Below are 21,234 nucleotides of genomic sequence, written 5' to 3' on the forward strand. Positions count from 1 at the left end.
TTAGTGGGAAAGCAATTAATTTGTGAAATGCGAATATTGGATGGATCGATGCGCCATGAGCATTAATTGCGAGATTCTCGATTTACGAGCCTTCCTGGCAGTTGTCGAACTGGGGAACTTCCACCGGTCGGCCGAAGTGCTCAATCTGTCACAGCCGGCTCTCAGCCGAAGAATCCAAAAGCTGGAACTTACCATCGGAGCGCCGCTGCTTGAGCGAACCACACGGCACGTGTCCACAACCGCTTTGGGAGCTGAGCTCATCCCCTTGGTAAGGCGCATGCTGGAAGAATTCGACACCTCACTTTTTGCGGTTCGCGATGCCGGATCCCAGCAACGCGGCCTCGTCACGATCGCCTGCCTGCCGACAGCGGCATTTTATTTTCTGCCCAAGGTCATCAAGCAATTCAGCGTTGAGTATCCCCATATCAGGTTTCGGATTCTTGATTTGCCGGCGACCGATGGGCTGCAGGCCGTGGCGCGAGGGGAGGTGGAATTCGGCATCAACATCATGGGATTATCCGATCCGGACCTCATGTTTGAGCGGCTTATTGAGGATCCGTTCGTTCTTGCTGCACGAAATGATCACCAGCTGGCGTTGAAGAGCGAATTGGAATGGGGAGATCTGACGCCCTACCAGCTTATCACCGTGCACAGGTCCAGCGGCAACCGAACTCTGCTCGATGCCGCACTTGCCAAATCGAATCTGAAACTCCGATGGTCCTACGAGGTGACCCATCTTTCGACGTCGCTGGGGCTTGTCGAAGCCGGGTTGGGCATCTCCGTTCTGCCCAAGCTCGCGACGCCCCAGGAGGAGCACCCGTTCCTGATCACCAGACCTATCCGAAATCCCGAAATATCTAGGACTATCGGGATTGTTCGCCGTCGTGGAGGCACCCTCTCTCCGGCGGCCGAGCGGTTTAGGACGATGTTAATTGGAACCTGGGCCGAGGGTGCACCGAGTGGAAACCCATAGTCGCCGGAGAAAGCTTACAGGCCAAACAACGCGTTGGCGTGATATGTCCGCTATCTGTCCACAACGGACATTATCATTTATGAATGAGGCGCTAGAACTATCTTCATACTCATCATTGGAGATAACAAAAATGTCCGCCAGCACCGCACTTCTTGTCATCGACGCTCAGGAATCCTTCCGTCATCGCCCCTACTTCCGTGAGGAGGGCGTCGCGCTTTATGTCGAACGCCAACAGGCCCTGATCGATGGTGCAAAAGCGTCCGGCTTTCCCGTCATCCAGATTTTTCACGTCGACGATTCCGGAGCATTTTCCGAAGCCTCCGGCCTCGTTCGCCCGTTTGCGCCGCTCCGCATCGACGCGGATGTTGTCTTCCGCAAGCGCCGGCATAGCGCGCTTGTCGGCAGCGGACTTGATGTCTGGCTCACGGGGCATGGCATCCGTAGCCTCATTGTTTCCGGTATCCGCACCGAGCAATGCTGCGAAACCACGACCCGGCATGCTTCCGATCTCGGCTATGCGGTCGACTATGTCGGCGAGGCGACGCTAACCTTTCCGATGACGGATGTTACGGGCCGCGAATGGAGCGCCGCGGAAATCCGTGCCCGCACCGAATTGGTGCTGGCCGATCGCTTCGCCCGGATTGCGACCGTCGAGGAGGCGCTGGCTCAAGCTCCGAAGCGCGCCGCCGCATGACAGAAGAAGAGCGGCGGCGGATCGTCCCTGTCTATGTGGTTGTGCCGCCGCGCACTCTGTTGCTGGACATCGCCGGACCAATGGAGGTGTTGCGAAGAGCCAACCTGGAGCAGGCAGCGGTTCGATTCTCCATCACCTATATCGGACCGTGCGCCGACATTCTCAGTTCGACCGGACTCGGCCTGACCGGAATCAATCCTTTGCCTGCGGATCTTCCAGATGGAACTCTCGTCGTCGTGTCGGGCGCGGTTGACGAGCCGCTGGGTGCGATCATTGACACAAGAAACACTGATGCCCCGCTGGAAACCGAAATCGTCGAATGGTTGAGGCGAACCGTACGGCCTGGCATTCGTCTCGCAACGATCTGCTCCGGTGCGCTGCTTGCCGCGCGCGCCGGTTTGCTAGAAGGCCATGAATGCACCACGCATTATAGCCTGCTCGCCGACCTGACCCGTTTTGCGCCAACGGCGCGTGTCCGGGAGAACCGGCTTTATGTTGAAGACGGAGAGAGATTGACCAGCGCAGGTGTCACAGCGGGCATCGACCTGATGCTGGCCGTTATTGCGCGCGACGTAAGTCATGCGACAGCATTGGCCGTTGCCCGCAACCTCGTCATCTATCTGCGCCGGGCAGGCGCCGATCCGCAACTCTCGCCTTGGCTCGAAGGGCGCAATCATATTCATCCTGCCATTCATCGCGCCCAGGATGCGGTCGGTTCGGACCCGTCGCGCGACTGGTCGTTGGAAACGCTGGCGCAGGTCGCAGCGACCAGCCCCCGGAACCTGTCGAGGCTTTTCAACGAGCATGCCGGCATGAGCGTGATCGACTATGTCAACCGTATGCGCATAGCCCTCGCCAGGGAGCTTGTTGTCGGCTCAAGGCTGGATATGGAAAGCGTTGCTGAACGGGCCGGATTTTCATCGGCAAGGCAATTTCGGCGGGCCTGGCGCAGGCTGCATGATGCCTCGCCTGCGCGTGTGCGAGTCGGCAAGGTCTGACTGCATCCCGCGTGTGATCTCGATGCATCCGGTAAATTGGTATTACGAATACCAAACTTACCTACAAAGCGTTTGTAGATATCTGCCATATTCGCTTTTGCCCAGCTTCTTGCCAACGGCTTCCAGCTGGTTGTCATCTATAAAGCCCCTGCGCCAGGCGACCTCTTCAGGGCTGTTGATCTTGATGCCCTGCCGCTTCTGCAGAGTGCCGACAAAGTTGCCTGCTTCCAACAAACTCTCGGGCGTCCCGGTATCGAGCCAAGCAAAACCGCGGCCCATTTGTTCGACGTTCAACTTGCCACGTTCGAGATAGACCCGGTTGACATCGGTGATCTCCAGTTCACCCCGCAGCGACGGCTTGAGGTTTGCGGCAATGTCGACCACGTCCTTGTCGTAAAAATAGAGCCCGGTCACCGCCCAGTTGGATTTCGGTACCGTCGGCTTTTCGACGATCGAGATCGCTTTCATTGCCTTGTCGAACTCCACGACGCCATAACGTTCCGGATCGTGGACATGATAGGCGAACACCGTCGCACCATCGTTGCGCGCCGCCGCACTTTCAAAAAGCTCGGTGATGCCATGGCCGTAGAAAATGTTGTCACCGAGGATGAGGCAGGACTGATCCGATCCGACAAAATCGGCACCGATGATATAAGCTTGAGCAAGACCTGCAGGCGAAGGCTGTTCTGCATAGGAGAGCGAGATTCCCCAAGCCGAACCGTCACCTAACAGGTTGCGAAAATCGGGCAGATCATGCGGTGTGGATATGATGAGGATGTCGCGTATTCCGGCCAGCATCAACGTTGAGAGCGGATAATAGATCATCGGCTTGTCGTAGACGGGCATCAGCTGTTTCGACGTGACAAGCGTCATCGGATGCAGACGCGTCCCGTTGCCGCCAGCCAGAATGATACCCTTCATCGACAACTCTCCTCGGATGCCTTTTCCATGCCGGCCTGTTTTTCCGGCGCATCGCAGGCCAAGAGCCTTTGCAATGTAGTCGCAGTCGCGATTTTCCAGTTGGGCAGACGGACACCGTGAACCCTTTCGAGTTTGCTGCAATCCAGCCTCGAATTGTTTGGCCTGCGAGCCGGTGTCGGATATTGCGCAGTCGGGATCGGATGGACGATCGCTGACGGGCCACCCATCTCGACAGATATGCGGAAGATCTCGGACGCAAAGTCTGCCCAGCTGGCCTCACCGCTTCCCGCCATGTGGAATATACCGCGCAGGCGCTGGTCCCGTGACGACAGCAAATTGTCGGCAACCGCTAAGATGGCATCGGCGATATCGAGTGCAGATGTTGGATTGCCGTATTGATCGGCGACGACATCGAGTTCGTCGCGACTTCCAGCAAGCTGCAACATTGTGCGCAAAAAGTTCCTGTTAAAGGGGCTGTAGACCCACGCTGTCCTGAGGATGACGTAATCTGCTCCCGACGCGACCAGACGACGTTCGCCCTCAAGCTTCGATTGACCATAAACATTGAGGGGCGCGACGGGGTCACTCTCATGATAAGGCGAAGTCTTGCTGCCGTCGAAGACATAGTCCGTCGACAAGTGAATAATCGGCACGTTGAGCTTGGTCGCGACGCGACCGATCTCATCTATGGCTGCACTATTGACGAGAAAAGCTTTGGCGGCGTCGCTTTCCGCTTGGTCGACGGCAGTATAGGCGGCTGCGGAGATAATCAGTTCAGGTCTCGCGTCCACAAGAGCTTTTTCGATCGTTCCGATATCGGCAAGGTCGAGATTGGGTCTTGCGAGCGGAATAATCTCTATCTCGCCGTGGCGCTCGGCTCGCTCGATCAGAGACTGCGCGACCTGCCCGAAACGCCCGGTGACCACATACCTCCGTGCCATCATTTGCCTCCGGATCCGTTAAGGAGGCCGAGCCGGCCACCGCCGTATCCCTGACGAAGCGGCGCCCACCACCATTCGTTTTCCAGGTACCACTTGACCGTCTTTTCGATCCCGGTATCGAAGTTTTCTTCTGCCTTCCAACCCAATTCCGCCTCGAGTTTCGTGGCGTCGATCGCGTAACGTGCGTCATGCCCGGGCCGGTCCCTGACATATGTGATCAGTCGCTCGTGTGGGGCTTTCTGCGGCCGGAGGATATCCATGATCGAGCAGATGCGCTTGACCACCTCTATGTTGCTCCGCTCATTGCGGCCGCCGATATTGTATGTTTCGCCAATCCTGCCGCGTTCGGCGATGAGGTCCAGCGCCCTTGCGTGGTCCTCGACAAATAGCCAGTCGCGGATATTGGCGCCGTTGCCGTAAACTGGCAGCGATTTGCTCTCTAGAGCATTCAGCACAATCAGCGGGATCAGTTTTTCAGGGAAGTGATAAGGGCCGTAATTGTTCGAGCAGTTGGAGACAATAACCGGCATGCCATAGGTGCGGCCCCGCGCTTTGGCCAGGTGATCAGAGGCTGCTTTGGACGCTGAATAGGGAGAAGAGGGATCGTAGGGGGTTTCTTCGGTGAACAATCCGTCTTCGCCGAGAGAGCCATAAACCTCGTCGGTTGAGACGTGGAGAAAGCGAAAGTCTGTTTTCGCTTTGCCGAAGAGATCCTGCCAGTAGTGCCGGGCTGCCTCCAGCAAGGTAAATGAGCCGACGACGTTGGTTTCGACGAAGTCGCGGGCGCCAGTTATAGAGCGGTCCACATGGCTCTCTGCCGCCAGATGCATGACTCGGTCGGGTTTGAAACTGTCGAACGCCTCCTGCATCGCCGCTCGATTGCAAATGTCTGCCTGAAGGAAACGATGCCGCGGATTGTTCTCGACGGTGGCGAGCGACGCCACGTTGCCGGCATAAGTCAGCTTGTCGACGGTCAAGACGTCGTAGTTTCTGACGAGAACCAGATGACGCACGACAGCCGATCCGATGAACCCGGCTCCGCCGGTAACAAGGACGCGCATTGTATGTCCCCTAGCTGCCATCAGCTATTGTGAATGACGTCGTCTCAAGCTCCGCGAGACGCGGTTGCATCCGATCTCTCTGCGAAAGCACGGCGCCTTCGGTTGTCACCGGCCACCTGATGTTGAGCTCGGGATCGTTCCACAATATTCCACGGTCATGGTCGCGGCTGTAGTAGTCCGTTACCTTGTAGGAGATGATGCTGTTGGGCTGGAGAGTGCAGAACCCATGTGCAAACCCGGCGGGAATCCAGACCTGGCAACCGTTCTCGGCGGTCAGTTCCGCTTGGACATATTGCCCAAAAGTTGGTGAGCCTTTCCGGATATCGACTGCGATGTCGAGGATGGATCCGGCGATGCAACGGACCAGCTTTCCTTGAGCGCGAGGTTCAATCTGAAAGTGCAGTCCTCTCACCGTTCCAGCTTCTACCGAAAGCGACTGGTTATCCTGGACGAAATTGAAGGCACCGATGTTTTGACCAAAGACGTCAGACCGAAAAGTCTCTGAAAAGTATCCGCGATGGTCCCCATTTTTTTGGGGCGTCACCAGCACGACGTCGGGGATTTTCGTTCGTTCAAATTGCATGTCTTCCTCGCACTCAGACCGCCAGGTCATCTCAACTACGTGATGGACACATCCAGCCGCGTTCACTGGATCATTCGTGACATCTCCAAAGGGCTTTTTCGTTTTGTGCCGTTGCAACGAAGCCGGTCTCGTTGTCTCCAGGGTAACGAATGCAGGCGAGAACATCTTGTGCGAGCGTTGGGGCGTGATTTGGTTTCTCCAAGCCCCGATAAACCCTATAGCCAGAAATATGGAGATCAATGAATATATATTCCAGTCATTCGTGTAAATCTGTTATTGATGTTAAACAACATTTTGCGCATGATTGCGTATGGAGCAATTATAGTTCAAAACTTGAATTACTTTTATTGCAAAACCGCTTAATGGTGGCCGTATGATCATATTTTCAGATGAAAATTTGGAGGTGATACATCATTCCGGGTCGTCTCCATATCTTCTCGTCACATTTAACGAAATGGAGATGAGGGCGAACGGCAGTCGTTTCTGGGGGCAGCGATTGTGTGAGAAGGCCGGCATTTCGGCGCTCGGCTTCATCAGCAGGCGACCGAACTGGTTTCCAGCGGCGAGCGTCGTCAAGGCCGTCGAGGCGGCCGCGCCTATCCTTCATGCGACATCGGAGCGAATCCTCTACGGGCATTCGCAGGGCGGCTATGCGGCATTGCGCTATCGGAGGCGCTTCAACGCCACAGTGGCTGTCGCCTTTTGCCCGCAAGTCTCGATCGATCCGAAAGCCGTTCCTTTCGACGGTAGGTTTACGCGCCATTTCTCGCCCGATCTCCACGCCAATATGGGGATCGCGCCTGATCACGCGGCCGGCCGGGCCTATCTGTTCTTCGATCCGTTTCACACCGTCGATCACCAGCACGCGGTTCGGATCACGGCGCTACAGGAGAGGACCCAACTGGTGCCGGTCCATATGACCGGCCATGGCACCGTTCGCGCCTTTACCGGGACGGCGCGCGCGCTCTCGGTGATCGAGGCCTGCCGCGGAGACGATCTGCCGGGTCTGCGCGGTCTCGCCCGTGCAGCGCGCGTGACCGCGCCAATGCGGCCCTATCAGATCGCCATGACGGCGATTGCTCGGCATCGGGCCTGGGCCGACCGGTTTCACGCGCGCTTCGGCCCAAATTTCTCTCCTGTCGAGCAGGCAAACTTCCTCTACCACCGGGCCAATCGCCATATTCGCGACGGTGAGCTTGTGACGGCGCGGGCCATGCTTGCGGACGCCATGGCGTATCAGCCGGACAATCTCGGCTTCGGCCGTCGGCTGGAGGAACTGGACGGCCGTATCGCCCGGCTCAGAGCGGCCGGTGCCTTGCATTCGTGATCCCAATGTTGCCGGGCCCGCCCGACAAGGCGACCTTCCTGAAGAAGGACGGTCCTCTTGGCGTTTATCGAGGCGAGCGTCTTAAAGCGCGGGCGACAGAAGCTTGGGGCTCTCGGCGATCGCGGCATCGAGTTTCCGCCGCAGCAATGTGCGATAGAGCTTGACGTGTTCCCGCGCGCAGGCGGCGCGGTCGGCGGGTTGGCGCATGGAAACGCGCAGCCGCTCCCAGATTTTGCCATCGCCCAGCACCTCGACGATGCGATCCGCGAGATCCTGGCTGCTGCCGGCGCGAAAGTGCAGGCCATCCTTTCCGTCACGCACCTTTTCGGCCATTCCGCCGATATCGGAGCAGATCATCGGCCTGCGGTGGAGCAGAGCTTCCTGGATGACAACGGGCGAGTTTTCCCACCAGACGGACGGCAGAACCACCCAGTCGACGGAACGCATGAGACGTGGCACGTCCGCGTTCTGGTAGGCGCCGTAGAAGCGAACGCGGTTGCCGGCGTCGGCGATGAGCTTCTTGATCCGTTCCTGGAATTCGACCGGCTGTCGCTCAAGATTGCCGCCGAAGATCATCAGGCAGGAGTCTTCGCCCCATATCTCCTTCGGGATACGCGAGACGGCGTCGATCAGGATATCGGCGCCCTTGAATGGAGTCATTTGTCCGAAATAGGCAAAGCGATTGCGGCGCGGCTTGAGACCTTGAACCTCGCGCGCGGGCGCTGCTGTTTCCATGGCGATGCCGTTTTCGATCACGCTGATCTTGTCTCTTTCGATGCCCCATGCGGCGTAGCGATCCGCCAGGAACCGGCTGGGGGAGATGAAAGCGTCGGCAAGGTCGAGCATGCCGCGGGCGAACAGTTCGCGCTTCAGGAAACGCGAGACGGGGATCTCGGGAAAGCAGCCGTGGCAGGCGACGGGGGATGCGGTTTCGCAGAGCTGGCCGGAAGGCCGTTTCACCATTTGCCCGTGATTGTGGCAGATCGACAGATATTCATGGAACGTGACGATGATGGCGGCGTGCGGAAACGCTTCTCGCAAAGCATAGAGTGCTTCGAGGCCGATACCGAGAACATGATGGAAATGGATGACATGGGGCCTCAGATCGCGCGCAAAACGCAAAAGGTCCTGGCTGATCGCCCGGGTATCGCCGTTCGACAGGAAGAAGTGGTCGTAATCGTCCGTGTGGAACAGCAATTCGTCCTCGACGAGGCGCAGGCTCATCAGCGCGGATGCGGCGTGCCGCGGCACCGGGTGACCGATCCGAGCGAGATAAACCGATTCCACGTTCGGCAATGCTTTCAGGCCGAGATGCAGGTTGTGGGACGCGATTTCCGCCCCGCCGAGCGAGACCGACGGATGTGCATGCGAGACGACAAGGACGCGAAGCTGCTCGTTCATGCGGGCCTCTTTTCCAGGTGCTTTTCAACGGTGAGGATAGGCAGCCATTGGCTCTTGAAGATCTTCCGGTCAATCTCTTCCACCAAGGCCGCCATCGCAGGACTATCGCCGGCGCGGGCGTCGTCGCAGCCCCACATCTGCACGGACGGCAGCAAATAGGAGTCGAATCCGGACCGGCTGAGGCGGAGGCCTAGATCCACACCCTTTTCCTGCGCACCGAGATAGCCACCGCAGAAGCTGCCCGCGCCCGAGAGAGCGTCGCGGGGCATGATGCAGCATTCGAGCGAGGCCGCTGCGATGTGGGTCACGTTCATGTCGGTAACCGCTTTGAGCGGATATCCGGCGTAGCGGCCCACGACCGGCTGGTCGTCATTGCCGTCGTCGATCCAACTTCCCGCCCAGCGAACAGAATGGTCTTCGTAAGCCAGGACGGGCGAGATGATGCTTCCTTTCATCGTGGAAGCAGCAGCGACGAGCTTGCCATACCAGCCTCTCCCGTGCGGGATCAGTGAGGCGGAGAGCGACACGACCGTTTCACAGGAAAGCGCCTGCGTGCCCGCTTCCAGCATGTCGTAGACGTCGCCCGTTCCCTTCGTCGATACCAACCTGACCGAAAGGCGATAGAAACGCGCGAGTTCCTTGAGGCGGGCGGCCTGCCTGCGAAACCGCTCGGCAGGCATGGCAATCACGATTGGCGCGCCCCGGGTTTCCGGATCGAGTGCGAGCAGGGCAAGCAGCGGGGAGATGTCCTCCTCGCTCTCGCCTACGCCGATGATGATCGGCAGACCGTTTTCCTCATCGAAGAATCCAGCGTCGATGATCGTTTCGATGGCCGGCGCTGATCTTCCTGATGATCGTGTCAGGAACGGAACAACGTGTGTATCGACGATCGCCGGCAGCGCGCTGTTGACGGGATCGATCGAGCCGATCTGGCGCAATGCCGCCGAACGTGCCGAAAGGCGCGTCGGTTTGACCGGCAGAAACGCGCGGCGCGAATCCTGCAGCGTCAGTTCAAAATAAAGGGACGCGCCTGGATCTTCGCCCGATAACTGGGCGTGGGCAACGAAGCCGTGGGCGCGCTGATCTCCCCGCAGACCCGGCACAAGGTGCGTCTGGTCGTTGAAACTGTCCGTGACATCGGGGCGATCGAAGCGCGTCCAGTGTTCGTCGAGGCGGATTGCCGCATTGCGTCGGCGCAGCTTAACTGTCGCGACGTGGCCATCGGGGTCATACAGCCAGCCGGAGATGAGGAGATTTCCCGCATCGGCCTCGAATATGCTGTCTATCCCCATCCGGACGGGATAGGGCAGGCCGGAGACGGTTTCCTTGCCCTCGAAACTGTTGGCGGCGGCCCGCAGGGACAGGAGCACGTCGGGCGTGCCGTGGGTGCGCATCAGGACCGACCGGATATGTTCGGGGGTTTCCTGCGGATCGGCGATGCGCTTTCGAGGGTGGACCGCAACATGCCTCCAACCGGCGCGCCCTCGAAAGATCAGACCTTCAATGTCGGTAGCGCGGGCAGCCTCGTCCGTCTCGAGAAGGCCGACAAAACCAGCGGCGCCATCGGGAGCGTCGGGACGTGTAAACGTGGCAATACCGCATTCCGCGACCACCGGCGTTGCCCTTCCGATCAGGGACATCCGGCAAGGCCCCGGTGCCATGCCGCGGCTCCAGCCCTGCAGGAATGTCACGCCATCATGGCTCTCGCCGATCACTTCGACGAAGCCATCAGTGGCGTGGGTCGCCTGTAAAAGCGTGGTTATGGTGAGAAGCCTGCGGCGGCTGAGATTGCCGGTCATCAGAGCGTCTACGAGCCGGTTTATGACGGCGGCCGACTGAGATCCGGCGGACTCGAGCATGAGCGCGGCCGCTTCCTCCGTTGAGGCAAGACGGGGCGCAAAGATGTAGGGCGTGCCCGTCTCCTTCTCCGTCTCTCCGAAGCGTATCGTGGTCATGGCAAGGTCCGTGTCCCCTGCCGGAAGGAGCGCCGCAAAGCCGTGCTTGGCCCGCGGTGAGGATGCGGTCAGTCGCCATTCCGAGACAAATGCATTTCGCGTATCGGCCTGATTTTCGCCGACGCCAACCGTCACGTCGCCGGCCGGGACTTGGCCGAGGCCTATAATGAGCAGGGTTGCCTCGTCGACGTGGCAGCCGATAACCCTTCCGGAGCGCATCGCCCTGCTCGCCCCCTGCTTGGCGGGCGTTGGTTTGGTGACCAGGGGGCCGGTGACCGGAGGGTTGGTAACCGTGGGGGATTGTTCCGTAACCAGCATGCCTTGCGCTCCCTCGGTCAGATCCTGAAAATCAGCGCAAGGCCGGCGCCCGCGGCAAATCCGACGAGAACGAACAGCAGCAACAGCATGGGTTTGAATTCGGCGTTCGCCCGTTTCTTCAATGCATTCAGGTTCTTCTCCATCCCAGCCACGACCCCGTCCAGCCGCATCAGGTGGACATCGAGGTCATTCAGCCGTTGGCTGACCTCCACCTTGAGGTTTTCGACGGCGTTGCCGATTTCGGTCAGGTCGGTGGTTTCGGTCTTGTCCGCATCGATTTCCGGTGCGCGCTGCAGGGAGCGCTGCGAGACCTGCAACTGCCGCTGCGACGCCATCAGCACATCAAGCTTGTCGAGCACTTTTGCCAGCGGCGCGGCGATCAGGGCTTCGGCTGCCTGTTCGTTCGGCTGCGGAACGCGAAGCGCCTGTTCGGAACCGCTTCCATTGCGCGCCATGACGACGATATCGCTGGCCCGCGAATGGAGGGGATCGGGCAGCGCGATTTCGAATGCGTGCTTGCCGTCGCCGATCCCGTTGCGTCGCAGGTCTGGACGGTTGCGATCGGCAACAGTCTCTGCGATCACCTTGCCATCGAGTAAGACACGGATGGTCAGACGCTGGTCCGGCGCCATCGGGTCGAATGCCCAGCCGAAGATCGTACCCATGTCGACGGCGTCCACGCGGCCGTTCATCGGCTTGACGTTGTCCTGTTCGGATGCGGCATCCGGTCGTTCGGCGGGACTGGTCATGCGCTCTCCAATGCCTGAACCTGTGCCGTCTCCATCCACTTGAGATAGCGGCGGGCAGTCGTGTCGATGTCGTCGGGCTTGCGGGCGTTTTGCGCAAACAGGTGCAGCAGTTTCGGGTCTTCCAGGATGTCACGCATCGCCGCGGCGAGCGCACGGGCATCATTGGGTGGGACGGTCAGGCCGTTGACGCCATGCTCGACCATTTCAGCCATTCCGCCGATATTGCTGGCGATGACCGGACGGCCTTGCGCCTGGGCTTCCTGAATGACCAACGGTGCGTTCTCCCACCAGACGGACGGAACGATGGTGCAATCGACCGCAGCCACCAGATCGCCGATATCTTCGCGTCGATAGGGCCCTCGGGCCTGCACGGATCCTGATGTTTCGGCAAAGCGCCGATTGATTTCCTCGACGAACGTCTCGCTCTGGAAAGGCGCGCCGCCATGGACGCGAAGTTCGAAATCCATGCCGTCGGCCAGAAGCTGACGCGCCGCCTCGAGCAATACGGTCACCCCTTTCCAGGGGTTGAGATTGCCGAAATATCCGAAGACCGGCTTCCCGCCCTGGAGCAGATCTCTCCGTGCGCCGGCTTTGCGGGCGGGGATGCCATTGGGAATGACGCTGATCTTATCTTCGTCGAGTCCCCACTGCACGAAGCGATCCCGCAAAAAGGCGCTTGGCGAGACGAAGTGGTCGACCGTGCTCAACAGGGCCTTCAGGTGGCGTTCGCGCAAGGCAAAGCGATCGAGCGGAATATCCTTGAAGCAGGCATGGCAGCGGTCCGGGCTGGACTGATGACAAAGCTCCTTGCTGCCAGTGCGCACCATCAGGCCGTCATGGTGGCAGATGGGGTAGTAGTCATGGAGTGTCATGACGATCTGGCAGTCGGGCAGGGTGCGGCGGACGATGTGGGGGAACTCGGCGCCAAGCAGCAGCATGTGGTGGAGATGGACCACATCCGGCCGGAAATCGCGCAGCAGATCCGCTATGTCAGGCACGACACCGTAGAGGTCGATCTGGCTCATGAAGAAGCGGTCGAAATGTCCGGACCACAACAGGATTTCGTCTCCTGCTGAGCCGATGCTCTGGAAGCTCGTGCCAGGTCTTGCTTCGCGATGAATGTGGTTCGTGGCACCGAGAAACAGAGCTTCGTGACCCTCGCGCTGATAGGCGCGAAACAGGTCGTGAGCGAATATCTCGGTTCCGCCCGGGTGGAGGGACGGATGGTTGTGGGCAGCGACCAGAATGCGCTTGCTCATCGGCCATTTCCCCGGCGCTTCGCCACAATGAAATCCTGATGGTGAGCCGCTTTGGTGCCGCGCCAATGGCCAAGCGATTTCAAGGCGACGGAGAGGCCGGCCCGTTCGAGCGCCTTGTCCAGAAAGCCGTCTTCGAAGCCGACCGCCGCAAGCGGCGCCTGGTTGGGTACGAACCAGCACGGGCTTTCGCCATAGCGGCGGAACGCAAGGCGCGGATCGCGCCGCCCGTGCTCGTTTGCCGCCGCGATCCGGTCGACCACGAAGGCTGTCATGAACAATCGGCCGCCGACTGACAGGACCCTGCGAACCTCAGCGAGGTAAACGAGGACTTCCGCAGGGGGCAGGTGAGTGACCACCGACGTCATGATGACGAAGTCGAAATGTTGATCCGGAAAGGGTAGTCTCAGGGCCCTGCCGCTGACCTTGCCGTTCGGATTGTAGAGTTCGTGCGCGATATCCAGTCGCTGGAAGGCGAAATTGGAGTAGGCGGGCGTGATCGTCCGCTGGCACCAGTCGATGCCGCCCTCGACCGGATCGATGCCGTCGTAGCGGCTTGTCTGCGGATCGAGATACTGGGTAAGCGGCACAGCCATCCGGCCGATACCGCAGCCGATGTCGAGCACGCGGGCCTCTTCGCGCAGGCCGCCGATACGGATGAAGTGCCCGAGAAATTCCGCGCCTATCGCACGAAAATCACCGTCGCCCACGAAGACGTTGGTGGGTTCCGGCTGCGGCAGAAAACGGTTGCCCCGAACGGCTTCAAGCAGCCAGCGAACACGGTCCTCGTCGACCAGCCGAGCCGGCTTGGGAGGGCGCACGAGTGCTATCTGTGTCACGCTGCGTTCCTTTCCCGGTCTCTCCCATTCGTGGCGGCGGGGTGATCTTGATCTCTGCCGAATGGGTTGGCCATCAGGTCGGTGATGTCGTCTTCCCAGCGTTGCGTGTGCAGCCACGAATTGTATTGGCTAGCAACGCCGCGCATATAGTCCTCGCTGCGGCGGATCGATCGGCGCTCGAAATGATACAGGCAGGCGGCTGGCTCATAGGCGATCTGGAGCCCGAGACGGCGGATCTTGAGGCAGAGGTCACTGTCCTCGTAGTCGCCGATCACGTAGTCCTCGGTGAAGCCGCCGACACGCTCGTAGGTGGCCCTGCGGGTCACGAGGCAGGCGCCGGTGACGCCGGGAACCTCGCGGGCTTGTTGGGCGGGAGCATAGTCGCCGGGCATGCCCTTGTTGAAATGGTGGTTCAACCAGATCCCGCGCTGGTCGCGGCCAAAATACAGGCCGGCATGCTGCAGCGATCCGTCTTCGAAGAGCAGTTTGGGGCCGATGGCGCCCAGCCTGCTGTTTTCCAGCAGCGGCCGCGACAGCACCTGAAGCCAACCAGGTCCCTTTGGCACGACATCCGAATTGAGCATGACCAGAATGGCGCCGCGGGCAAAACGTGCGCCGGCATTGCAGGCCCGTGCGTAGCCGCTGTTGCGGTTCATGACGACCAGCTTCATCGGCAGTCCGTGCAGGAGGTGCAGGCCGCCCAGCATGTGCTCCGTCTCATCCTGGATTTCCGGTGAATCGAGGACGAAGATGATCTCGGCATTGGCGACGAGCCACGGATCGGTGGCCATTCCCGACAGTTGGAAGCGCAGGAAATCGAGGACCTTGTAGAGGGGTATGACAATCGAAACGAGGGGTGTGGTTTCGGACAGGCTGTAGTCCTTGGTGGTGTCGACCTCTATGGTCTTGCCCAATCGCCGTTCTATGTCCTGCAGGGCGGGCGCGAGGATCGTGCGGAAGGCACTGTCGACCGCATGCTGCGGCGGCACGGCACGCAGGACGTGGTTTCGTTGTGTTGCGGGCTCGAAAGGCTGCGGCTTCGGTATCAGCGGCCTGACCGCTCCCGAAGCAAGGCGCAACTGAAATCGCGGCTGCAGGAGCGGGCCGGTGGATTCCGGCAGCGGGATCCAGGCAACGAAGCCGGTCACATCGGTCTTGCTCTTCTCGTCCTTGCCTTCCGCCCATGCCGGGAATTTGTAGCTGTTTGCGTCAAGCGGTACGGCCGTGCCGTCCTCCCTCACGTAGTCGATGCCGGCGAAGGCGGATGACGGCGCATGGAACCAGCCGCCTGCCAGAAGGCCGTCGTCGAGCGCCAGGGCGAGATCGACCTCCCCGGACGGGTGCATCGACGACTTGGCAACCCGGGTTGCAGGCAGCGGGGCGTTGACCTGAAGGTCGATCGCCGTCGCGGCGCTGCCTTCCGGCAAGGCGGCGAGGCAACGGACGATCATTTCGCGCAGCTCCACCGCCTCACGGTTTTTGCTCCACCAGCTCTGAAGGCTGGGATGGCGAGGCTTGTCGTCAGCAAGCTGGCGGATTGCGGCACCATTCTTGCTCAGGAGGACGATAAGAAACGGAGGAGAGGGAAAAGGCGCCTCCGCGATGAAATGGCACGGTTGAAGACCGCTTTTCATTTTGCGTCCGAGGACAAGCCTTGCGGCCATGCGTGCGATCGAAGTCGCGCCGATCGCATAGATCGCTATAATGTCGCCGAGGTCCGGATTGATCGCCGTCTCGATCAGATGGCGTCCCTGAGCAACCTGGCAGACGATGCTGGCGGTCTGCGGTTCGGGCACGAGCGCATGAAGGGCGTCTTCGACGATCATATGGAAAAGATGGTCGCCGGCGATGCGGAAGGCGCTTCGCCAGACGGTCAGCAGGTTGTTGACGAACTTGATGCGGGAACCCGGCGCAAGATCCGCAAACAGCGCTTCCACGTCGAGGGGCGTGAGCATGTGTGCCGGCTGCATCATGACGGTTTCGACGATGCCGCCGTGTTCCGTGCAGATGTCCGCGTTTACCGGCTGTTGTTCCGGTCGCATCGCCCAGAACATACGTTGTCTTCCGTGGCCGAGTGGAAGCATCATGCTGACCAGCGGTACCGGTGACCGATCCATCGACAACAAGCACTTGGTGGTTGCGGGAAGGGGCGAGGGGAGATCCCAGACAAGGATTGCCAGATCCGCGCCGAGCCGAAAGATTTTTGCGTTTCTAAAAACGCCCGTGGCGTCGTCTATCGCTTCGTCGAACGTCACACGCGGCCCCTCTGAATCGGAGTTGCGCGCCCCGCGGGAGGAGGCAGGGCGCGCAGAAATCATGCTCAGTGAACGGTGAAGTAGTTCTCGGGATTGGCATGAATGTCGTCAGCGTCGACATTGACCAATGTCAGCGTATCGCCATGGCCGAGATCGACGACGACATTGCCGCCGACCTGGGTGACGCGCGAGGCCAGATCGTCCGGCGAGGTCACGTCGAGGCCATTGATGCCCTTCGAGATCTGCAGGATATCCTCGCCAGCGGTGAAGTCGAGAATGACGTCATTGCCGCCGCCGCCGCCGAAGACGAAGACGTCATGGCCAGCACCGCCGACCAGGATATCGTTGCCAGCGCCGCCATCGATGATGTCGTTGCCGTCGCCGCCGTAGAGGATGTCAGCACCCTTGCCGCCGGACAGAAGATCATTGCCATGTCCGCCGAGCAGGGTGTCATTGCCCTTGTCGCCGTAAAGAAGATCATCACCCCAGCCGCCGACAAGATTGTCGTTGCCATCTCCACCGTTCAGCAAGTCGTCGCCCTCGTCGCCGAACAGGGTGTCATGTCCCTTTCCGCCGAACAGGATGTCGTCACCTTCACCGCCGAACACGATGTCGTGCCCGTTACCGCCGTTTACGAAATCATCGCCCCCATGGGCGCGGATGAAGTCGTTGAAGCGGGAACCGAACAGGGCATCGTCGTATGCTCCGCCTTCCAATGTGGCCATCTGCCTCTCCTCTTCAGGTTTGTACGAGTGCGTTGTCGGCGCGGGTGCGACGATTTCGCGCTTGAAATGTGCACTGCAAAAAACCGGAGCGCAAGCATGTCTTGAGACAAAAATGCCATATGTTGGGAAATATATTTCCTGAATTGAATATTACTGGCACATTACCCCGATAATCTCCAGTTATATAAATTAAAATTTCCGTATTTTACTTTGAAACAAATTCAATATTTGAAACAATTTCTGCTTTGCAGCATTTCTTTCCATTCAGATACTAATCTTCCCTGAAAGCGCGATTGAAACTTTCGAGGACGGGGGAGGTGATGTAGTCGATCGCGCGGCGTGGCTGGTGGATGATCAGCACTTCTGCCGGCATGCCGGGATAGAGGCGCACATCAGGGTTTGCCTTGAGCGATGCCGGGTCGAGTTTGGCGCGCGCGACGAAAAACGCACTGTTTGATTTCTCGTCGACCGACTGGTCCGCGGCGACATAAATGACCGTACCTTCCATCGGCAGGCGGGACCGTTGATTATAGGCCGTCAGCCGGACCTGGGTATGCGAGCCGACGGCGATGCTGTCGATGTCGCGAGGATTGACGCGCATCTCGACCAGCAGCGGCTCATTCTCCGGAACGATCTCAAGCAACGGTTGGCCGGGCGTGACCGCGCTGCCGGGGGTGCGCACCAAGATGTTGCTGATGATGCCATCCTGCGGAGAGCGGATCTCGAGGCGCCGCAGCACGTCCTTCGAAGCGGTGATCTGTTGTTCGACGTCGGCGAGATCGACCCGTGCGGTGGCGATTTCGCCGGCAATCGTCGACTGAAAGTCGCTTTCGATCCCAGTCAGCGCAAGCTGCGCGCCGGCTGCGGCCTTTTCGGACTGGGCCTTGTTGCCGACGAGTTCGCCCCGTTGCCTCGCAAGCTCACTGAGCCGGGAGTCGATCTCGATAATCTGGGTACGCGGTGCGGCGCCTATCTTCACCAATGAGTCCATCGCCGCGCGGTGCTCCTTGATGAAGCCGATTTGCCGGTCGGTCGCCTCGATCTGGATGTCGTATGACGCTGCCAGTTCGAGGTGTTCCTCGATCGTCTTTCTCTGGACCTCGACGCGTCCGAGCTTGGTCTCGCGCCGCTTTTCAAAAAATATCGTCTCCGCCCTGACGGAGTCGTCGATCGTAACACCCCAGGGGTCGCCGAAATCGCTTGGAAAACTGATTTGCGGCGCGTCATTCTGTTCAGCTTTCAGTCGAGCCAGTTTGGCGATCAGGCCAATGCGCCGGGCCTGAAGCGACCGGAGGCTGGAACGGGCGCGCGTATCCTCCAGTTCGATCAGGGGCTGACCGGCGGTAACCTTGTCGCCCTCCTGGACCAGCAGGCGGTTCATCACGCCGCCTTCGAAATGGCTGATGGTTTTTCGTTTCGAATCGACGATGACCGTGCCGTTGGCGACCGTCGCGCTGCTGAGCTCGACCGAAAACCCCCAGGCAAAAAATCCGCCGAAGGACACGAGGATCGTGGCGAGCCCCGCAATGACGAGACCGCGCAGCGGTGAACGGCTGTCAAACTGGTCGAACTCCAGGTTCGATGGGCCGGCATCCGGCAAGGCCGGTTGATATCGCTGGATTTGGCGCTCGGAGAGATCGGCGCGGATCGCGAGCGGCTTTTTCTCAATCATGAGGGGTTTGTGCCCGGTCATATTGCGGCTGCCTCCCGGGCTGTTTCGCCCGGCATCGTGGCCGGAACCACGGATGTACGCGGTCCGAACTGGGTGATGCGGCCGTTTTCAAGCACGAGCAGCTTGTCGGCGACCTGCATGATGGCCGGCCGGTGAGCAATAATGATGACGATGGCGCCACTTTCGCGGGCGCGCTGGATCGCCCGGATAAGGGCCCGTTCGCCGATCGCATCCAGATTTGCGTTCGGTTCGTCGAGCACGATGAGGCGAGGTTGGTTGTAGAGGCAGCGCGCCAACGCGATACGCTGCCGCTGCCCTCCGGAAAGGGTCAGATGTCCGTCGCCGACAGGCGTGTCGTAGCCGAGCGGCAGGCGCCCGACCATTTCGTGAATGTCGGCCAGCCGCGCCGCCTCCAATACCTTGTATGGATCGCTGTCCGCCATTCGCCCGATGTTTTCCCGAATAGTGCCTTCCAGAAGCGAGACGGATTGCGGCAGGTATCCGACTATCTGGCCGAACGAGCTGCGCTCCCAGAGATAGGTATTGTTGCCGTCGAGGAAGACGCCGCCGGATGTGGGGCGCAGAACGCCGACCAGCAGGCGCGCAAGTGTCGATTTGCCCGCGGCGGAAGGGCCAATCACGCCCAGAACCTCGCCCGGAGAGAGGGAGAAAGAAATGCCCTTGATGATCGGCACATCCAGGCCGGGGGCTGCGTAAATGAGCTTGTCGGCCACGATGTCGCCCGACGAATGCGGCGTCGGCATCGTCTGGCGGATCGCAACGTCCGCCGTGAGGATGGCCTCCAGACGATGCCAGGCCCCGGCCGCCAGCACCCACTGCCGCCAATTGTCGATGAGCGAATCGAAGGGAATCAGGAGGCGCCCAACCAGGATGCTCGATGCCATCATCGCGCCGGGCGTGATTTCCTGCTGCAGCACCAGAAATGCACCGGCCGATAGGGTAATGATCTGGATGGAATAGCGCAGGCTGCGGGTAATGGACGACATCGCCTTGCTCCAGCGCCCGCTCGTTTCAAAGGCGTTGAGGGCCTCCAGTTGCAGGGCGCGCCAACGGGCCGCCAGGGCCGGCAGCATGCCCATTGCCTCGATTGCCTCGGCATGTCGCAGCGAAGCACCGATCTTGGACACCGCCTCGATATTCGTTTGATTCGCCTCCTTGGTGAGTTGGCGGGTCAAAATGTCCGTAATCAGCCCGCCGCAGAGGAGCAGAGCGGCGGAAACGGCTCCGATAAGACCAAAAAGCGGATGCAAAAGGAAAAGGGCGCCAAGGAAAATCGGCGACCACGCCGCATCGAGGGGCGCAGTGACTGCTGACGAGGTCAGGAAACTTCGCAATTCCGAGATGTCCCGAAGCGACTGGGTGGCGCGCGACAGGCCCTGGTCGACCGAGGCCTGAACGGCGGCGGCCAGGACGGGCATGTTCAGCCGGCGCACAAGCGCACCTCCCATGGCCTGGAACGAGAGGGCGCGGATGAATTCCAGAACACCGAGCACGACAAGGGCGCCGACGGCCAGAATGATGAGCATTCCAAGCGTGTCCATGCTCTGGCTGTTGAGCACCCGGTCATGGACCTGCAGCATGAACAGAGGCATCGTCAGTTGTAATAAATTCAGGCACACACTGAGTGCCGCGGCATAAAACAATCCTGACAGAAATACACGTTTTGCTTGCGATACCAGCAACCCTGGGCTGCTTTGTTTTCGACCTCCCCGGATTTGCCCCTTGATTGTTGTCCCATTTTGAACAGTATCGCGCATGGCAATTTGCCTCAAGTTAACGTTAGATCAATCAGTCGGAGGACGTATTTCGTTATAGCTAAACCGAAGGATAGTATTGCTTCCTCCAATCTGGCACATAACGGAGGGCTTATGCAAGCTCATGGCAATTGGGGGGAATGGGCGTAGTTGAATATTACTTCAATTTTTGAAGTATTTTCCTGAAATGGAGAGTGGGATGAAAGAAGAAGTTGTGCTTAATTTGCCTGTTGATCTGAACGGCGAACTGACAGTTCAAATGGGCCAGACGGCACAGACAGACCCCAAGCATCCTCAGGATGCAGAGTTGGGGGACCTCCAACAGGTTACATATTTCGAGCTCGCTCGCCTCATGGAGCGGGCAAGCCGGCGGTTCTCGGGCCTGATCCGTGCGGAGCTGACCAAGCTTCGGGTCGACGATATCGGACCGGCACAGGCGATGATTCTGCTGGCAATCGGCGATTCGGAACTCTCGGTCGCCGAGCTCCTGGATCGGGGGCATTATGTCGGCTCCAACGTTTCCTATTATCTGAAACAGCTTGGCGATGGTGACTACATCGATCGGGTTGCCTCCCAGCGCGACAAGCGGTCCGCACGCATCAAGCTGACTGAGAAGGGGCGGCAGCTCAGGGCAAATCTCCGTGACGCGGCGATGGCTTATGAGCGCGCGGTGAATCGTGGCGACCAGGAGCAACGGATGCTTGAAACGGCATTCCAGACTTTGCATCAGCTCGAGCTGGCTTGGGGCAGCACCCCACGGTACGGCGTTTGAATGGTGGGTGAGGGCGTGC

At 59.7% G+C, this 21,234-nt stretch carries 18 protein-coding genes; 5 read left to right on the forward strand and 13 right to left on the reverse strand.

Annotation, left to right across the window (positions count from 1 at the left end):
• Window positions 1-55 precede the first annotated feature (55 nt).
• From MOV63_RS05525 to MOV63_RS05535, 3 genes are all read left to right on the forward strand, one after another.
• Complete coding sequence (locus MOV63_RS05525) at window positions 56-973, forward strand: LysR family transcriptional regulator (RefSeq protein WP_247032305.1); 918 nt, start codon at window positions 56-58, stop codon at window positions 971-973.
• A 130-nt stretch (window positions 974-1,103) separates the two neighbouring features.
• The gene (locus MOV63_RS05530) at window positions 1,104-1,667 is read left to right on the forward strand and encodes an isochorismatase family protein (RefSeq protein WP_247032314.1); all 564 of its coding nucleotides are present in this window, start codon (window positions 1,104-1,106) and stop codon (window positions 1,665-1,667) included.
• The gene (locus MOV63_RS05535; protein WP_247032316.1) at window positions 1,664-2,665 is read left to right on the forward strand and encodes a GlxA family transcriptional regulator; all 1,002 of its coding nucleotides are present in this window, start codon (window positions 1,664-1,666) and stop codon (window positions 2,663-2,665) included. Before MOV63_RS05530 ends, MOV63_RS05535 begins: the two co-directional genes overlap by 4 nt.
• Window positions 2,666-2,722: 57 nt before the next feature.
• Here MOV63_RS05535 and rfbA read toward each other — a convergent pair whose 3' ends face one another.
• The 4 genes from rfbA to rfbC are packed head-to-tail and all read right to left on the reverse strand — an operon-like array spanning window position 2,723 to window position 6,171.
• The gene (gene rfbA / locus MOV63_RS05540; protein WP_038544776.1) at window positions 2,723-3,586 is read right to left on the reverse strand and encodes a glucose-1-phosphate thymidylyltransferase RfbA; all 864 of its coding nucleotides are present in this window, start codon (window positions 3,584-3,586) and stop codon (window positions 2,723-2,725) included.
• Window positions 3,583-4,527: a dTDP-4-dehydrorhamnose reductase gene (rfbD, locus tag MOV63_RS05545; RefSeq protein ID WP_405029302.1), complete on the reverse strand. Its 945-nt coding sequence runs from the start codon at window positions 4,525-4,527 to the stop codon at window positions 3,583-3,585. Before rfbD ends, rfbA begins: the two co-directional genes overlap by 4 nt.
• Window positions 4,527-5,588, reverse strand: a complete 1,062-nt coding sequence (rfbB, locus tag MOV63_RS05550; protein WP_247032320.1) for a dTDP-glucose 4,6-dehydratase — start codon at window positions 5,586-5,588, stop codon at window positions 4,527-4,529. Before rfbB ends, rfbD begins: the two co-directional genes overlap by 1 nt.
• A 10-nt stretch (window positions 5,589-5,598) precedes the next feature.
• Window positions 5,599-6,171 carry a dTDP-4-dehydrorhamnose 3,5-epimerase gene (gene rfbC / locus MOV63_RS05555; protein ID WP_247032322.1) on the reverse strand — a complete coding sequence of 191 codons (573 nt, stop codon included), beginning with the start codon at window positions 6,169-6,171 and terminating at the stop codon, window positions 5,599-5,601.
• 373 nt (window positions 6,172-6,544) lie between these two features.
• Between rfbC and MOV63_RS05560 the strand changes: the two genes are divergently transcribed.
• On the forward strand, window positions 6,545-7,498 hold the full coding sequence (locus tag MOV63_RS05560) for a lysophospholipase (protein WP_247032324.1): 954 nt from the start codon (window positions 6,545-6,547) through the stop codon (window positions 7,496-7,498).
• An 81-nt stretch (window positions 7,499-7,579) separates the two neighbouring features.
• Here MOV63_RS05560 and MOV63_RS05565 read toward each other — a convergent pair whose 3' ends face one another.
• The 9 genes from MOV63_RS05565 to MOV63_RS05605 all read right to left on the reverse strand — a co-directional run bounded on the left by MOV63_RS05565 (window position 7,580) and on the right by MOV63_RS05605 (window position 20,446).
• On the reverse strand, window positions 7,580-8,899 hold the full coding sequence (locus MOV63_RS05565; RefSeq protein ID WP_038544767.1) for a glycosyltransferase family 4 protein: 1,320 nt from the start codon (window positions 8,897-8,899) through the stop codon (window positions 7,580-7,582).
• On the reverse strand, window positions 8,896-11,172 hold the full coding sequence (locus MOV63_RS05570; protein ID WP_247032326.1) for a hypothetical protein: 2,277 nt from the start codon (window positions 11,170-11,172) through the stop codon (window positions 8,896-8,898). The genes MOV63_RS05565 and MOV63_RS05570 overlap by 4 nt, the downstream gene beginning before the upstream one ends.
• Before the next feature lie 17 nt (window positions 11,173-11,189).
• Entirely contained in the window at window positions 11,190-11,921 is a 732-nt protein-coding gene (locus MOV63_RS05575; protein WP_247032328.1) for a hypothetical protein, read from the reverse strand.
• Window positions 11,918-13,180 carry a glycosyltransferase family 4 protein gene (locus MOV63_RS05580; protein WP_247032330.1) on the reverse strand — a complete coding sequence of 421 codons (1,263 nt, stop codon included), beginning with the start codon at window positions 13,178-13,180 and terminating at the stop codon, window positions 11,918-11,920. The genes MOV63_RS05575 and MOV63_RS05580 overlap by 4 nt, the downstream gene beginning before the upstream one ends.
• Window positions 13,177-14,016, reverse strand: coding sequence for a class I SAM-dependent methyltransferase (locus MOV63_RS05585; RefSeq protein ID WP_247032332.1), 840 nt, complete (start codon window positions 14,014-14,016; stop codon window positions 13,177-13,179). The genes MOV63_RS05580 and MOV63_RS05585 overlap by 4 nt, the downstream gene beginning before the upstream one ends.
• Window positions 14,013-16,271, reverse strand: coding sequence for a glycosyltransferase family 2 protein (locus MOV63_RS05590; RefSeq protein WP_247032334.1), 2,259 nt, complete (start codon window positions 16,269-16,271; stop codon window positions 14,013-14,015). Before MOV63_RS05590 ends, MOV63_RS05585 begins: the two co-directional genes overlap by 4 nt.
• Before the next feature lie 65 nt (window positions 16,272-16,336).
• A complete protein-coding gene (locus tag MOV63_RS05595; RefSeq protein WP_038544758.1) occupies window positions 16,337-16,996 on the reverse strand; it encodes a calcium-binding protein in 660 nt (219 codons plus the stop codon).
• A 271-nt stretch (window positions 16,997-17,267) separates the two neighbouring features.
• Complete coding sequence (locus tag MOV63_RS05600) at window positions 17,268-18,668, reverse strand: HlyD family type I secretion periplasmic adaptor subunit (RefSeq protein ID WP_247032336.1); 1,401 nt, start codon at window positions 18,666-18,668, stop codon at window positions 17,268-17,270.
• A 17-nt stretch (window positions 18,669-18,685) separates the two neighbouring features.
• Complete coding sequence (locus tag MOV63_RS05605) at window positions 18,686-20,446, reverse strand: type I secretion system permease/ATPase (RefSeq protein WP_247032338.1); 1,761 nt, start codon at window positions 20,444-20,446, stop codon at window positions 18,686-18,688.
• A gap of 256 nt (window positions 20,447-20,702) precedes the next feature.
• On the opposite strand from MOV63_RS05605, the gene MOV63_RS05610 reads away from it, so the two are divergent.
• A complete protein-coding gene (locus tag MOV63_RS05610) occupies window positions 20,703-21,215 on the forward strand; it encodes a MarR family transcriptional regulator (RefSeq protein ID WP_046600977.1) in 513 nt (170 codons plus the stop codon).
• Window positions 21,216-21,234: the final 19 nt, after the last annotated feature.

It is taken from the genome of Neorhizobium sp. SHOUNA12A (assembly GCF_023006505.1).
Classification (GTDB): Bacteria; Pseudomonadota; Alphaproteobacteria; order Rhizobiales; family Rhizobiaceae; genus Neorhizobium.